This window comes from Pseudomonas sp. NY15364, assembly GCF_048068235.1.
Classification (GTDB): Bacteria; Pseudomonadota; Gammaproteobacteria; order Pseudomonadales; family Pseudomonadaceae; genus Aquipseudomonas; species Aquipseudomonas mendocina_D.
Map to the genome: position 1 here is coordinate 53,383 of NZ_JBLUPX010000025.1, position 13,675 is coordinate 67,057.

At 58.1% G+C, this 13,675-nt stretch carries 14 protein-coding genes; 4 read left to right on the forward strand and 10 right to left on the reverse strand.

The genetic code is table 11. The annotated features are described in order from the left end of the window. Positions 1-24: 24 nt before the first annotated feature. From ACNFCJ_RS18665 to ispH, 3 genes are read left to right on the forward strand one after another with little or no spacing between them, the layout of a single operon-like run. Positions 25-219: a hypothetical protein gene (locus ACNFCJ_RS18665; RefSeq protein WP_003459395.1), complete on the forward strand. Its 195-nt coding sequence runs from the start codon at positions 25-27 to the stop codon at positions 217-219. Continuing rightward, positions 219-494 (forward strand): type II toxin-antitoxin system mRNA interferase toxin, RelE/StbE family, encoded by a 276-nt coding sequence (locus ACNFCJ_RS18670; RefSeq protein WP_084341184.1) that lies wholly within the window; start codon positions 219-221, stop codon positions 492-494. Before ACNFCJ_RS18665 ends, ACNFCJ_RS18670 begins: the two co-directional genes overlap by 1 nt. Positions 495-545: 51 nt before the next feature. Further along, entirely contained in the window at positions 546-1,490 is a 945-nt protein-coding gene (gene ispH, locus ACNFCJ_RS18675) for a 4-hydroxy-3-methylbut-2-enyl diphosphate reductase (protein WP_416772964.1), read from the forward strand. A 133-nt stretch (positions 1,491-1,623) separates the two neighbouring features. Here the strand turns inward: ispH and ACNFCJ_RS18680 are convergent, their stop codons facing one another. The 7 genes from ACNFCJ_RS18680 to ACNFCJ_RS18710 all read right to left on the reverse strand — a co-directional run bounded on the left by ACNFCJ_RS18680 (position 1,624) and on the right by ACNFCJ_RS18710 (position 9,014). Next, complete coding sequence (locus ACNFCJ_RS18680; protein WP_003459398.1) at positions 1,624-2,040, reverse strand: type IV pilin protein; 417 nt, start codon at positions 2,038-2,040, stop codon at positions 1,624-1,626. A gap of 39 nt (positions 2,041-2,079) precedes the next feature. After that, positions 2,080-5,910, reverse strand: a complete 3,831-nt coding sequence (locus ACNFCJ_RS18685) for a pilus assembly protein (RefSeq protein ID WP_416772966.1) — start codon at positions 5,908-5,910, stop codon at positions 2,080-2,082. Positions 5,911-5,951: 41 nt separating this feature from the next. After that, on the reverse strand, positions 5,952-6,410 hold the full coding sequence (locus ACNFCJ_RS18690; protein WP_003459401.1) for a pilus assembly PilX family protein: 459 nt from the start codon (positions 6,408-6,410) through the stop codon (positions 5,952-5,954). A 14-nt stretch (positions 6,411-6,424) separates the two neighbouring features. After that, complete coding sequence (locus ACNFCJ_RS18695) at positions 6,425-7,450, reverse strand: PilW family protein (RefSeq protein WP_416772967.1); 1,026 nt, start codon at positions 7,448-7,450, stop codon at positions 6,425-6,427. Positions 7,451-7,452: 2 nt separating this feature from the next. Further along, entirely contained in the window at positions 7,453-7,914 is a 462-nt protein-coding gene (pilV, locus tag ACNFCJ_RS18700; RefSeq protein ID WP_003459409.1) for a type IV pilus modification protein PilV, read from the reverse strand. After that, a complete protein-coding gene (locus ACNFCJ_RS18705) occupies positions 7,911-8,393 on the reverse strand; it encodes a GspH/FimT family pseudopilin (RefSeq protein WP_416772969.1) in 483 nt (160 codons plus the stop codon). The genes pilV and ACNFCJ_RS18705 overlap by 4 nt, the downstream gene beginning before the upstream one ends. A gap of 102 nt (positions 8,394-8,495) precedes the next feature. After that, entirely contained in the window at positions 8,496-9,014 is a 519-nt protein-coding gene (locus ACNFCJ_RS18710; protein WP_416772971.1) for a GspH/FimT family pseudopilin, read from the reverse strand. Positions 9,015-9,109: 95 nt separating this feature from the next. On the opposite strand from ACNFCJ_RS18710, the gene thiO reads away from it, so the two are divergent. After that, complete coding sequence (gene thiO / locus ACNFCJ_RS18715) at positions 9,110-10,219, forward strand: glycine oxidase ThiO (protein ID WP_416772972.1); 1,110 nt, start codon at positions 9,110-9,112, stop codon at positions 10,217-10,219. Between the two features lie 15 nt (positions 10,220-10,234). Here thiO and ACNFCJ_RS18720 read toward each other — a convergent pair whose 3' ends face one another. The 3 genes from ACNFCJ_RS18720 to ACNFCJ_RS18730 are packed head-to-tail and all read right to left on the reverse strand — an operon-like array spanning position 10,235 to position 13,396. After that, on the reverse strand, positions 10,235-11,575 hold the full coding sequence (locus tag ACNFCJ_RS18720) for a sigma-54-dependent transcriptional regulator (protein WP_416772974.1): 1,341 nt from the start codon (positions 11,573-11,575) through the stop codon (positions 10,235-10,237). Positions 11,576-11,577: 2 nt separating this feature from the next. Then, positions 11,578-13,170, reverse strand: coding sequence for a sensor histidine kinase (locus ACNFCJ_RS18725; RefSeq protein ID WP_416772979.1), 1,593 nt, complete (start codon positions 13,168-13,170; stop codon positions 11,578-11,580). Next, on the reverse strand, positions 13,160-13,396 hold the full coding sequence (locus ACNFCJ_RS18730) for a PP0621 family protein (RefSeq protein ID WP_099522406.1): 237 nt from the start codon (positions 13,394-13,396) through the stop codon (positions 13,160-13,162). Before ACNFCJ_RS18730 ends, ACNFCJ_RS18725 begins: the two co-directional genes overlap by 11 nt. Positions 13,397-13,675: the final 279 nt, after the last annotated feature.

The following is a 13,675-nucleotide window of genomic DNA, read 5'->3' on the forward strand; positions in this document are numbered from 1 at the left end:
ACCTCTAACACGGAGGCCGCCCTTATGAGTGTGCAACTTTCCCCTATCGTGTCGGAGTTCGAGACGCAGGAGCAGGCGGATAGTCATGATCGCTGGTTTCGCCGCAAGGTAAAGGAGTCTTTGGATGACTCGCGTCCTGGTGTTCCGCATGACCAAGTGATGGCAGAAATGGAAGCCATCATTGTTCAGGCTGAAGCTCGGCAGCGAGGCCGTGGCTGATGTTGCCAATCATCTGGCGCGATAGCGCCAGAGCCGACTTGGCGGAAATCATCCGTTATATCGCTGATGAAGCCCCACAGGCTGCCAGGCAGCTTAAGAATTACCTTGAATCTGCCGTCTTGCCGTTGGCTGAACACCCCTATCTGTATCGTTCCGGTCGGGTTCCCGGCACTCGCGAGCTGGTCGCCCATCCCAACTATGTCTTGGTCTACAGGGTGGCGGCCGAGTGCATAGAAGTGGTCAGCGTCCTTCATTCTCGCCAAGAATATCCTTGAGCCTTTGAATCACTCTGCATTCAATGTGCGGTGTAAATCGAGACAATCAACATGCTTATCAAACTCGCCAATCCCCGTGGCTTCTGCGCCGGCGTCGATCGCGCCATCGAAATCGTCAACCGCGCGCTGGAAGTCTTCGGTCCGCCGATCTACGTGCGCCATGAAGTGGTGCACAACAAGTTCGTGGTCGAGGACCTGCGCGCCCGCGGCGCGGTATTCGTCGAAGAGCTGGATCAGGTGCCGGATGACGTCATCGTCATCTTCAGTGCTCACGGCGTCTCCAAGGCCGTGCGCGACGAGGCGGCCAGGCGTGGCCTCAAGGTATTCGACGCCACCTGCCCGCTGGTGACCAAGGTGCATATGGAAGTGGTGCGCTACAGCCGGGAAGGGCGCGAGTGCATCCTGATCGGTCACGAGGGCCACCCGGAAGTCGAAGGCACCATGGGGCAGTATGACGCCAGTAATGGCGGCGCCATATACCTGGTCGAGGATGAGGCCGACGTCGCCGAACTGCAGGTGCGCAACCCCGAGAACCTGGCATTCGTCACCCAGACCACCTTGTCCATGGATGACACCAGCAAAGTGATCGACGCCCTGCGCGCCAAGTTCCCCGCCATTGGCGGCCCGCGCAAGGACGATATCTGCTACGCCACGCAAAACCGCCAGGACGCGGTCAAACAATTGGCCAGCGAGTGCGATGTACTGCTGGTGGTCGGCAGCCCGAACAGCTCCAACTCCAACCGCCTGCGTGAGCTGGCCGAACGCATGGGGACTCCGGCTTACCTGATCGATGGCGCCGAAGACCTCAAACTCGAGTGGTTCGAGGGGGTGAAAGGTATCGGCATTACTGCGGGTGCTTCCGCGCCGGAAGTGCTGGTGCTCGGGGTTGTCGATCAGTTACGTGCTTGGGGCGCAGAAGGAGAGACGGAGCTGGACGGTAGGCCAGAGAACATTACGTTCTCCATGCCGAAGGAGTTGCGGGTGAAGCAAGTTTAGATCGTGCCTCATGATTAGGAACGACACGAACAGCTTCTTCAGCCAAGCTGAAGAAGCTGCGAGACGCAGTAACAGGCAAGCAGTAGGTCCTACGGCTCAATCTGGTTGCCACGATATGGGTGATTGTTTTGCTCTAGCGTCGCCAACAGTCTGCCATATTTCCTTTGCTGCTGTTTTTGACGCCGGTGTTTGTCAGCGTTAGATTTCCGCATTTGTCGTCTGCCATTGAGTTTTTTGCGGTAGCTGTGAGCGTGTAGCTGAATGCATCCACCGCGCTCAAAGTGAGCCCGTAATTTTCTGCTGCACCGTCTTTCGGGGCTTTTGTAAAAGGCAAGTCTGGTTTAGTGCCGTCAGCTTTAAGATATTTACCGTTGGCTGTGTAGTAGCGCTCCATAAAATGGGAGAGCTCCATAAGGGCAGCCTGCGCATCGGCCCTTTTGCCTTTGCGCACATGTTCTTGGTAAGACGGGTACGCGATCGCCGCGAGAATGCCAATGACGGCAACCGCGATCATCAGTTCGATTAAGGTGAACCCTTTATTCCTGTTCATTGCACTTATCTCTTGTGTGCGTACGAGGTTGAGTAGCTGTCATCGCGATTCCTGCCAGGCATGGCGTCCATAGCGTTGTGACCCTGCAACCATAATGCATTGCGGTGCGGCTCCCGCTGAGCCTGCATAGCACAGCCATCGGTAGAGAGGGGTAGCGCCTTTGATCACGCCGATATCAGGGTCAGAGATCCCGGAAACAGGAATTTTCTCATCTCCTATGGTGATGTTGTCAGCCTCACTCAGGCTGCCGTCGTTGTTGGTATCGAAGTAGGTGTAATTGAGCCGAGACCCGCTGGAGAGATTCAGCGCCATGACCCAGCTTGTACCACCTGCCTTACAGGGGTCTCGCGACGGCGTCATGCTGGTGAAGATGACCCTGTCCGAACGCAATGTGGCCTTGGAAATTACCCGCTCACCTTTAGCCCCTGCGCCGCCACGGCTAGCTTTCCATGCCAAATCCAAATACCAGCCTTTCTGGTTGGTCAGGTTGTTGTTGCTGAGCGCGCGCCCCTGGAAGTTATTGGCTTGGACTTCCGAGAGAATCTCCTGAGCGAGCAATTGGGATCTGGTTACGGTGGTGCCGTCATCAATGATCGCGTAGAAGCTCTGCATGGGCGGCGAGTCGGAAATTTCATTGTCGCCAACGTTCATGTAGGAACCTGTGCCGAACAGCACCATGTGTTGACCTTTTTCATTGAAGGTCGATGCCAGTGGGGCTGTTATCGGTTGTCGGGTGCTGCCGTCAGTGGCAACAAAGAACGGAGCGCTAGGTGTTGACCAATTGCTGGCATTACCATCACTCAGATTGATGCGCCACAGATTGCCTTTGGTGTCACCAACGTACAGACGGTCGGCCACCTGATCACCATCCAGGTCCGTCAGCAGTGGAGAGCCCAGGTCACCAGTGGTATTGAGGGTGATGGTTCTCAGCACGCTGCCGTTGGCAGCGTCAAGGAACCAGATTTTCGCCGTGCTCTGCTCGGTGCTCCAGTAGCCGCTGGTAACTACGACCGAAAACTTGCCGTTGGGCAATGCCACGATGGCTGGTTGGCCAATCGGTGCGCCCATATCCGGATGGCTGAATTCCCAGAGAAATTTACTGGCCGACATATTGGTTGGCTCCGTGATGTCTAGAGCGAACACACTGCGCCCCCCTGCCCCGGTAGTGCCGGCGACGATGGTTTTCCAGCTATTTCCCAGCCAGGCATCGGAAACGCGCGGAGTGCCGTCTACATAATAACGGTGGGAGTACGTCGGGCTCGTCAGGTTGATCAAGTTGGCAAACACGCCGTTGGGAATAAAGGCGAAAAGCTCCTGACCACCATTACCATTCTCCGCCATGCTGGCATTGAAGCCATGCAGCATGCCGTCGTTGGCGCCAACCACTACCATGGGTGTGCGGTTGGCATTATGGCTACGGAACTGTGCGTAAGCATTTCGCGCGCTTGTCCAACTGCTACCCGTCAGGCGAGTGTAGCCGTAATCCTGATTTGCGACGAACTGAGGATCAGAGTTGATGATGTCGCCCAAACGGCTCGCACGCTGGCGAAATTGCTTGCTCTGATCTGAAGCAGTGCGCTCCCGGCTACGATCCCCACGCAGGAATTCGAGTCGTCTCTCCGCGTTGGTTGCATCGCCTGCAGTCCGCTCACTGTCTGTGTGAAGCAGGTTTTTAAGAGCGTTGCCTATTCCATTATTCCAAGTGAATGCGGTGGCGCTGGTGCTGATCGTGCCGTCGCCGGCTGTACTGGCGTTAACCAGAGGTACCGGCGTAAAAATCTTGCGGTTACCGGTGCTCATTGCATCGAGTGCAGTTGCCGCGCTCCAAGCCGCATCTGCCTCAACCGTGCCATTGGTGTTGACCTTTTTGGCCAGCAGGTCGCCGCTCCACAACTTGCTGTCCAGTGAGGACTGGAACACAGCAGTATCGGTTTCCAGGCGAGTTGAGTTGGTTGCGAGAGTGGTAGTGGTGCTGTTCACTTCCTCTGCAATCTTCGCGAAAGCGATCTTCAGGCTTTCAACCATGCGCGTAGCATCGCTGGCGACGAAAAAGTTGTCGGGGCGCGGGTAGTTATCACCCAGCATGTCCGTAGTGGTGTGCCACCAGGCTTCTGGCAGCGCAGTGCTTCGCGCGTAGGGGTCACCAAAGTTGTCGGGTACTTTGAAACCACCATATTTAGTTGCCAGCCAGTACTGGTTCTTATTCTTTGGTTCCAAGAACTGATTTTCCCGCACATCCACCCAGAAAGTGGAGATGGTTTGCTTGCCCGCTATGCTTGGACGTATATCGGAGGTATTGGCCAGATAGGCTAGCCCTGCGATATAAGCCGAGTTGCCACGCCCGGTAAAGTCTTGGGCCGAGGCGCTGGTGGTAATACCCTCGAGATTGAAGAGCGTCTGGGTAGCGCGCACAACATCCATTGGCGTATCGTCATTGAGTGCCGTGTCGCTACTGACTTCACTAGGTTTACTCGGTTCCTCAAAACTACTAGTCGCTCCGGGCAGGTTCTTGTCCCTCCACGTATTGACATCGCCGATACCAAGGATCACGTTTTTCTGGCATGCGTACTGGACGGGGTCCTGCCAGGTAGTGATTACTGGGAAATTGTCTGCCCAACGTGTGCGTGTACTGGTATTGGCGCCGTTTTGGCTGGAGTAGGCCGCAACAGGGCCAAGTCCCCTGAAATAGCGCATGGCGGTGTAGTAGAGCTCGCTGACCGGGTCGTCGCTCTTGTAGTTGTTGCTATTCAGCTGGCCGAATTTGTTGATGTAGTTCAACACTCCACTGTCAGCAATGTTCACGCCTATGGCACTGGTAATGCCGTCCGGGTTTCTGACTTGTATTCCTGTTTGCGGGTCCCATTCTCTGGCTGCGGCGTTGCTCTCCTCGCCAACGTTGGGGGTGATCTTCGTATTACCAATGAATTTCTGGTTCGCCCGCAGGACACCACCATCGCGGGTAGACGTCGAATCGTTGAGGTAGCCGAAGGCGCTGTACCTCAGGGTGCCTGCATATTGTTGCAAGAGTCCTTCCGGCTTGTAGTTGCCGTTCGGGTACTGTTTGCAGTTGGCTTCCAACATGCCTGGAACACATACCTCAACCTGAATCCGGACTTTATAAACGGTCTTATACTGCGAATTGGTATTGCCGTTCGGATAATAGAGGGTGCGCAGTTTGCCCGCGTTGGTCCATTGCCGGCTGTTGCCGGGGTCATAGTCAGTCTGTTCCGGTGTCTGCCACGAAGCGTTGCCCAGCTTGTCGTTCCAGTTGGAAATGTGGATGTAGGTTTCCATGCCCTGCTGGTAAACATAGAAATTGTCCCAGTCGGAGCCACCTGGTGTGGCTCCGGGAATCTCTGCCTTGGGTACCAAACCTTGGCTGTTATTCAGACGGTTGCCAGCGTCATAGCCGGGGTTGCGTGACTTGCTCAGTACGGTCAGGCCGTCCTGATCAACTACTCGGTAGCCACCAGTAAGCGCGCTGCGGAAAGGGTCGATAGTCGGAGTCGCTGCCCAGTTCAGGAAGTTGCCGCTCCACTCCTTGGCGCCGCCGCAGGTGCGTGTGGTATTGACCCTGTTGGGGTAGAACCGCTCGTTGGCCTTGTCGTACAAATAACACTTGAGCGGATCGAAGTAGCCTACGTAGGTATTTGCCGAGCTGTAGCTTCCCAGATTCGCCACGCTGACCAATGTTGGCCACTCGACCGAAGGGACCAGTGCCAGGTTACCGGGTACGCTGCCGCCGCCCAACAACAAAGGAACTTGCGATACCTCGGCGGAATAGGCCGGAGCGGAAACCAATATTCCGCTGGTCAGCAGAAAAGCTGTTGCTGTTTTAGCTGCTTTGAATGTCATCGCAAAACGATTCATTGTGGGTGCTCCACGTGAAATTCGGAGAAGGGCTGGGCGCTTCATTGTTCAACCAGAAATACGGAGCTCAGTTCGCTCGTCGTGCTGGGGGTATTGGCAGCATCCTGGGCCATGCCATAGCCCGTGGCCGTGATGCGCACGATGGTGCCTTCCTCGTCGGTCGGTACTCCAACTTCGGTACTGGTGCGCAGGGTAGCCAGTTGCCTGAGGGTGTAGGTTGGATCTTTGGCGACGCCTGGAAAGGAGGCATAGCTGCCATTTTCATCCGCAACCGAGAGGGTGCTGAGGGTATTGGCTTCGAATTTAGTCGTTACACGGGCTTCGCCCCTGCGCAGAGCCGCTTCTGCGGCTTGTAACGCCAACTCTTGGTCGCGAAGGTTGCCGGCCATGCGCTCCTGCAGCGAGGTACCGCGCATGCTGGCCAGACCGATAATGGTGACGAGCAGCAACATGATCAATGCCACTATCAAAATGGCCCCGTCTTGTTTTCTGGTATTCATAAACGGGCCCCTGTTCATGGCAATTTATTGCGCAGGCTTACGACGGCCGTGAAAACTTGGCCAAGTCGGCGATCGGGAATATCGATGCTGTTGGCGGCAGTGCAGGTGCTGTCACCCTTCTTGCAAATCAAACCCTTTTCCCGGTCATAAACCTGAAGGTCGGGTGATATATTGGCTTCGTTACTAAGCGCGAGGAGTCGTACCTTTACTGCTGCCACATTATTCCAGTCGGTTACCGCGTTGGCTTTTACGAACGCGGTATTGGCGATTGCACGGTTTTCGCCAATACCAGTGCTGATGCCATATTCGAACTGCAGATCTTGAACACCCTCGATCAACTCCATCGTCAAGGGAGTGCTGGTGCCTTTCCGCCAGCTAGTCCGCCAGAGTGAGGGAGGCTTGCCGTTTTCTCCCTTCCTGACGTAGTACTGGTTACTTTGAAATACCAATACTTTGGTGATGGCTGGTGTATAGGATCGGCTGAGGTTTCCGCTACTGTCTTTGATGATTGCGGTCGCCGTGACATTGCCGCTCAGGAACATGTCGCAACCTAGTGCGTTGCTGATCAGTACGTTGGTTTCCTTGGCCTCACCGTTGGTACTGGCCATAGTAATGCTCGAAGCATTGACAGGAATATCTGTAGTGCCCAAAGCCCCAGCACTGGTTGCCGCATGTTTGATCAGTATGCTGTCAGTGCCCACTTCTTTATTGGTGCCAATATTCTCGGGCCAGGTTGGCAGACCAGTCTGCGCTTCCCAGCCTTTTATCGCATTATTGATATTCAGCCGGTCATCAGTCGAACTGCCGACTGCATCGGTAAAACACTCGCCCTTGTATCCCGCATTGCGCAGATCATAGGTAATGAAATCCATCGCGAAACGACCGCTTTCCTGCACCCGGGACAGTGCGCTATTGGCCGCGTAAGTTTGCTTGCTGGACAGGAAGATCTGCAGTACGCCCAGCATTAGCAGCAGGCTTAGAGCCATCGCGATCATCAGCTCGATAAGCGAAAGGCCGCGTTGTAAATAGGCTGTGCGCATTCTCATATCTCTGTTCGGTAAACGAAATTGGCGGTTGCATCTGCCGCGGTGCCATCGGCCTTCTTGATCGCGCTACGGCTTTCGTCCCAATTGATGGTGATGGTCACGAGGCCGGTAGCGTTGTCTCTTTCTATACGGGCCTTGCCGTTGGGCAGTTTCGCGACAAGGGGAATCCATTCACTCAAGTCCTTATCCTTGCGAGTTGTCGTTGCCGTATAGGCGCTGGTAAGGGCGCTGAGGTTGTAGGCGCCAGCCTGGGCTGCTTTGCGATTTGCACGCATGCGATCAGTGATATCTGCTGCTAATATCGAGGCCTGAGAACGATAATAGGCTCCCTGGTTGGCTTGGATGCTGGTCGCCTGCAGGCCGGCCAGGCCGAGCAGGCCAATGGAGAGCACTACGATCGCCACCAGCACTTCGATCAGGGTCGCGCCTATTTGCGCACGATGGGTCAATCCTGTCATGAGCAGTTCACCTTGGTTGTGCTGGTTGTGCCAATAACGGAAACCTCTAGGCGGCGTTTCTGCTGGTCTATGCAAGTGCTGGCGTTGACGGAAAATACGGTAGCCGCCGCTGCCGAAGTCATACCGTTTGGCCTGAAGGTCAGGCCTGTATCAGGGCCTGCAACGGCCATGCTGGCCACGCCATCCCAGCTTTTGATAACAACATTGCCTGCCATGATGATCCAGCCGCCTGCCCAGTCGGTACCGTTCTGGCAGCCATTACCGGCGGCGTTGCGACGACAGATGGTGATGTCCTTGCGCCGATTCACCGCCTCGGAGCGCGCCAGTTGCAGCGCGCCTTGCAGCTCATTGGTGAGAGACAGGGTGCGGTTTTCCTGCAGGATGTTGCTGAAGGAGGGCGCGGCAATGCTTATCACGACTGCCAATACGGCAAGCGTTACCATCAATTCGATCAAAGTGAAGCCTCGGGTAAGGCGCATGGCGAGTCTCGCTGGTTTTCGGCCAGCAAATGATCGCAATTTGCAGTTTGCCAAGACAGGCGCAGAGGGATATCCGGTTGGTTCGTCCGGCTGAGTGGTCGTTCATTCGCAGCGGCCATCGTCAGGTGGAGATTCAAGTCTCGCTCTACCTGCGACGTTGATCACAATGGCGCGCTCTGCCGTGTTCTCGCGACACAGTGTGAAGGTACCGTTGAGGCTGTGAGTCATGCCGTTTGATTTGAAGGCGATATGGTTCTGGCTACGGAAGTTGGACCAGTGCCAGCTGTACGACGGGGCGATTTGCAGTGTGCGTAACACGATCTCCCCTTCGTCCAGTCGTCCGTTTTGGTTGCTGTCGACGAATACCACAAGTTGACCCTGCCAGCGTTTGCTATTGCAGCTTTCCATGTCATCGCAGAGGCTGACCGTGGTACGCCTGCTAACCGCTTCGCCACGGGAGAAGTACAGAACAGCTAGCATTTCATCCACTTGGGTACTCTGCCGGGTTTGCTGCACATGGTTGCTGAAGCCAGGTATGACAATGGTCACGACGATGCCAAGAATGGCCAGGGTGATCAGTAGCTCGACCAGGCTATACGCCCTCTGTTGATCTGGATTCATCGCTCAAGTCCTTTTGTACGTATGATCGACGGCCTCCTGGCCTGCCTTTTCTGTTTAGCTCGTGAGGCTTCACTGTCAAGGTCGGTCATCCACGTATGAGGTGTGTCGTAGTGGTGGATGTCATTGTTGTAGGTGGTGGGGCTATTGGCCTGTTGTCGGCTTATCGGTTAGCACTTGCTGGCAAACGGGTGTTGCTGATCGAGCGCAGCCAGGCTGGCCGCGAATCCTCCTGGGCTGGCGGAGGTATCGTTTCGCCACTCTATCCTTGGCGCTACAGCTCTGCGGTCAGTGCATTGGCGCACTGGTCTCAGGATTACTATCCGGGGTTCGGGCGTCGACTGCTGGACGAGACCGGGATCGACCCAGAAGTGCATGTCACCGGGCTGTATTGGCTGGATCTGGATGACGAGGCCGAGGCGCTGGCCTGGGCTCGGCGTCAGGGGCGCGAGTTGTTTGAGGTGGATATCGCTGAGGCTTATCAGCAGGTGCCTGTTCTGGGTGGTGGTTTCAAGCGCGCCATTCATATGCCGGGCGTGGCCAATGTGCGTAACCCCAGGTTGGTCAAGGCGTTGCGAGCCGCTTTGGCGGCCATGCCGAGTGTGGAGTTGCGTGAGCATTGTCCAGTCACCGGGTTTGTTCAGGACGGCGGGCGGATTCGCGGAGTGACTACGGCCGACGGCGAGATTCGCGCTGATCGCGTAGTGCTCGCTGCCGGTGCCTGGAGTGGAGCGTTGCTCAATACGCTTGGGCTGGAGCTGCCGGTCGAGCCGGTGAAGGGGCAGATGATCCTTTACAAGTGCGCCGAGGATTTTCTGCCGAGCATGGTGCTGGCCAAGGGGCGTTATGCGATACCGCGGCGCGACGGCCATATTCTGGTCGGCAGCACGCTGGAGTACTCCGGCTTCGACAAGACGCCGACCGACAGCGCGCTGGCCAGCCTCAAGGCTTCGGCTGAGGAGTTGCTGCCTGCGCTCAAGGACGCCGAAGTGGTGGGGCACTGGGCCGGTTTGCGGCCCGGCTCGCCGGAAGGCGTTCCCTTTATCGGCGAGCTGCCTTCGCATCCTGGGCTTTGGCTCAATTGCGGGCATTTCCGCAATGGTCTGGTGTTGGCGCCGGCCTCCTGCCAGTTGTTGGTCGACCTGATGCTCGGGCGCGAGCCGATCATCGATCCGGCGCCTTATGCCCCGGCAGGGCGGCTTGGGTGATCCGACGGCTGGGCGTCAGTCGATGCCCAGCTTCTTCAACCGGTAGCGCATCGAGCGGAAGGTCAGCCCCAGGCGCTGGGCCGCGGCGGTGCGGTTCCAACGGGTTTCTTCCAGGGCCTGCATGATCAGCTTGCGCTCGATGTCCTCGAGGTAGTCCTCGAGGTTGTCGATCTGCGCCAGGCTGGCTTCGCCACCTTCGTTGCTTGGGCCGCTGGCGTCGGCCAGGCGCAGATCGCTGGGTGTTATCTGATCGTCCTCGCAGAGGGTGTAGGCGCGTTCGAGCATGTTCTCCAGCTCGCGCACGTTGCCCGGGAAGCGGTAGTTCTTCAGCTTTTCCAGCGCGTCGGGGTGCAGCTTGGCGGCTGTCAGGCCGGTGCCATCGGCCAGGCGCGCGAGCATGACTTCGGCCAGTTGGGCGATGTCCTCGCGGCGCTCGCGTAGTGGCGGTACGCGCAGTTCGATGACGTTGAGGCGATAGTAGAGGTCCTGGCGGAAACGCCCGGCGGCAACTTCGGCGGCCAGGTCCTTGTGGGTGGCGCAGAGGATGCGCACATCGACCACCACTTCCTGCTGGCCACCGACAGCGCGCACGGCCTTTTCCTGGATGGCGCGCAGCAGTTTGACCTGCATCGGCAGCGGCAGGTCGGCGACTTCGTCGAGGAACAGGGTGCCGCCATTGGCGGCCTGGAACAGGCCCTGCTTGTCTTCGATAGCACCGGTGAAGCTGCCTTTCTTGTGACCGAAGAATTCGCTTTCCATCAGCTCCGAGGGGATGGCGCCGCAGTTGACCGGGACGAACGGCTGCTCGACGCGCGGACCCTGTTCGTGGATCAGACGGGCCACCAGTTCCTTGCCGCTGCCCGATTCGCCGCTGATGTAGACCGGCGCCTGGCTGCGCGAGAGCTTCTGGATCTGCTTGCGCAGGGATTTCATCGGTGGCGAGTCACCGAGCAGGCGGCTGTCGACCGGGGTTTCCTCGCCTTCTGGCGAGCGAATGCGCAGGGCGGTGGCCACCAGTTCGCGCAGCCGGCCGAGGTCTACCGGCTTGGTGAGGAAGTCGAAGGCCCCGGCCTTGAGGGAGTTGATTGCGGTATCCAGGCTGCCGTAGGCGGTGATCATCGCCACCGGCACCTGCGGATGGCGCTGCTGGATGTACTGCACCAGATCCAGGCCGGTACCGTCGGGCAGGCGCATGTCGGTCAGGCACAGGTCGAAAGGCTCGCGCGCCAGCCACTCACGTGCTTCCTTGACGTTGCGGGCGCTGCGGGTGTCCAGCTTCATGCGTCCGAGGGTGATTTCCAGCAGTTCGCGGATATCGGGTTCGTCGTCGACGATCAGGGCTCTCTGACGGTTCATGTTCAGCTCAGTTTGCGCGGATGGGCGAAGGTGATGCGGAAGCAGCTGCCGCCCCCTTCACGAGGTTTATAGTCGAGGCGGGCCTGGTTGCTCTGGCATAGCTCGCGGGAAATATACAGGCCGAGGCCGGTGCCCTTGTTCTCGGTGGTGTAGAAGGGCTCGAAGATGTGCTGCTCCTGCTCGGGCGGTACGCCGGGCCCGTCGTCGAGCACTTCCAGTACCGGCAGGTCGCTGGTTTCGTCACGGAACAGGCGCAGCCAGACCTGGCCGAGTCGGTGCTGCTGGGCGCTGTAGCGCAGGCCGTTCTGCACCAGGTTGGTCAGCACCTGGGTCAGCTGGTGTGGATCCATGCGCGTCTGCAAACTGCCGGCCTGGGTTTCCAGGTGGATCTGCCGGTCAGCGGGCGCCGAGCTGCGGAATTCGCTGGCGAAACGGTGCAGCCAGTACTTCAGATCGAGCAGTTGCGGTTCGGCCTGGCGTCGCCGCGACAGCTGCAGGACGTTCTCGATCACCAGGTTCATGCGCTTGGAATGGTCCTGAATGATCTGCGCCAGGCGTTGATCGGGACCTTGCAGGTCTTCCGACTCCTGCAGCAATTGCGCGGCGTGGCTGATGGCGCCGAGCGGGTTGCGAATCTCATGGGCGATGCCGGCAGTCAGGCGGCCGAGCGAGGCCAGCTTGAGCTGTTGCGCCTGCTGGGCGATCTGCGAGATGTCATCGAGAAACACCAGGGTGTGCTGCTGGTCACCGCGCTGAAGGGAAATGAAGCTGGGCTGTAGCACCGGCCCGTCGACCTGGGCCTGCAGGCTGTCCGGGCGCAGGGTTGGGTTGTGCAGCCACTGCTGCAGACGCTTGACCAGTTCGGGGCAGTGCGGATCGATGATCTTTCCGGTCAGTTCACCGCGCCCGAGCAACTGCTTTGCGCCCTGGTTGGTCAGCAGCACCCGATGTTGGGTGTCGAGCACGAGGATACCGGTGCGCATACGCTGCAGGATCTGCTCGTTGAGCTCTTCCAGATTGGCTACATCGGCCGCACGTTGTTCGGCCAGGCTCTCGCTTACCTGCAGACGGCGTGTGATGCCCTGGATGAACAGGGCGCCGGCGAAGCACAACGCACCGAGGGCGCCTGCTTGTACGTACTGCGCGGCGGCGGCGGGGCGGCTGAGGCTGAGATAGAAGGTCAGGTAGATCAGCGCCATCGCGGCAATGGCGGCGATCAGCAGGCCGATGCGGCCGCGCAGCAGGATATTGGCGATGGCCACGGCGACCACCAGCAGGTTGCCGATGCCGCTGGGCGTGCCGCCGGCTGCGTAGAACAGGGCCGAGAGAAAGATCACGTCGACCAGCGCCAGGCTGAACAGCTGCACCAGGTGCTTGGGCTTTTGCACCAGCACGGCGATGAAGATGTTGAGGATCAGGTAGACCCAGCTGCCGGTGCGAAATAGCTCGATATGCACGACGTCCAGCAACTGCTCGTCGAGGTTGCTGGAAATCAGCAGGATCAGCGCCAGGCCGATGGTCAGGCGATAGAAGTGATAGAGCCTGAGGATGCGCTGCCCTTGTTTGCTGTTCTGTACGCTGGTGTCAGCGATCACCGGTGTGTGGGCCTTGCTCAAGGTGTTTCTGGCTGCAGTACCAGCGCTGATCCTGGCTCAGTGCCTGGGTCTTGGGAATATGCACGCCGCAGTTCTCGCATCGCACCATGGGGGCTGCGGCGTCCTCGGTGGGGCGAGTAGGTTTGGCTTTGCTGATGAAGCGACGCCAGATCCAGATTGCGGCGAAGATCACGGCAACCCAGAACAGCAGGCGGAACAGGCCCATGGTGTGCTCTTTTATCCGGTTAAAGCCGGCAGTTTAGCCAAGCTGAGACCATCGGCACAGAGGGGCGGTGGCAGGCTGTGAGCTGATTCCGGGGCGGCGAGCTGCAAGCCAGAGCGGCGGCACTGAGCCTGGATGACATCCGTAGGTACAAAAAAGGGAGGCCGAGGCCTAATGCCAGTCAGTTAAGCGCTACAGCTTGACCTTCTGCGCGCTGAAACGAAAATCCGATGCTTGTTTTGAGCATCGGATTTTTTATGCGACTTTCCCGCGCCTTGGCAC

Coding starts and splice junctions, on each gene's coding strand:
- ACNFCJ_RS18665 (WP_003459395.1), top strand. CDS start 25: ATGAGTGTGCAACTTTCCCCTATCGTGTCGGAGTTCGAGACGCAGGAG.
- ACNFCJ_RS18690 (WP_003459401.1), bottom strand. CDS start 6,410: ATGAATACCAGAAAACAAGACGGGGCCATTTTGATAGTGGCATTGATC.
- ACNFCJ_RS18710 (WP_416772971.1), bottom strand. CDS start 9,014: ATGAATCCAGATCAACAGAGGGCGTATAGCCTGGTCGAGCTACTGATC.
- ACNFCJ_RS18720 (WP_416772974.1), bottom strand. CDS start 11,575: ATGAACCGTCAGAGAGCCCTGATCGTCGACGACGAACCCGATATCCGC.
- ACNFCJ_RS18695 (WP_416772967.1), bottom strand. CDS start 7,450: ATGCGCACAGCCTATTTACAACGCGGCCTTTCGCTTATCGAGCTGATG.
- ACNFCJ_RS18705 (WP_416772969.1), bottom strand. CDS start 8,393: ATGCGCCTTACCCGAGGCTTCACTTTGATCGAATTGATGGTAACGCTT.
- ACNFCJ_RS18730 (WP_099522406.1), bottom strand. CDS start 13,396: ATGGGCCTGTTCCGCCTGCTGTTCTGGGTTGCCGTGATCTTCGCCGCA.
- ACNFCJ_RS18680 (WP_003459398.1), bottom strand. CDS start 2,040: ATGAACAGGAATAAAGGGTTCACCTTAATCGAACTGATGATCGCGGTT.
- ACNFCJ_RS18670 (WP_084341184.1), top strand. CDS start 219: ATGTTGCCAATCATCTGGCGCGATAGCGCCAGAGCCGACTTGGCGGAA.
- ispH (WP_416772964.1), top strand. CDS start 546: ATGCTTATCAAACTCGCCAATCCCCGTGGCTTCTGCGCCGGCGTCGAT.
- pilV (WP_003459409.1), bottom strand. CDS start 7,914: ATGACAGGATTGACCCATCGTGCGCAAATAGGCGCGACCCTGATCGAA.
- thiO (WP_416772972.1), top strand. CDS start 9,110: ATGAGGTGTGTCGTAGTGGTGGATGTCATTGTTGTAGGTGGTGGGGCT.
- ACNFCJ_RS18685 (WP_416772966.1), bottom strand. CDS start 5,910: ATGAATCGTTTTGCGATGACATTCAAAGCAGCTAAAACAGCAACAGCT.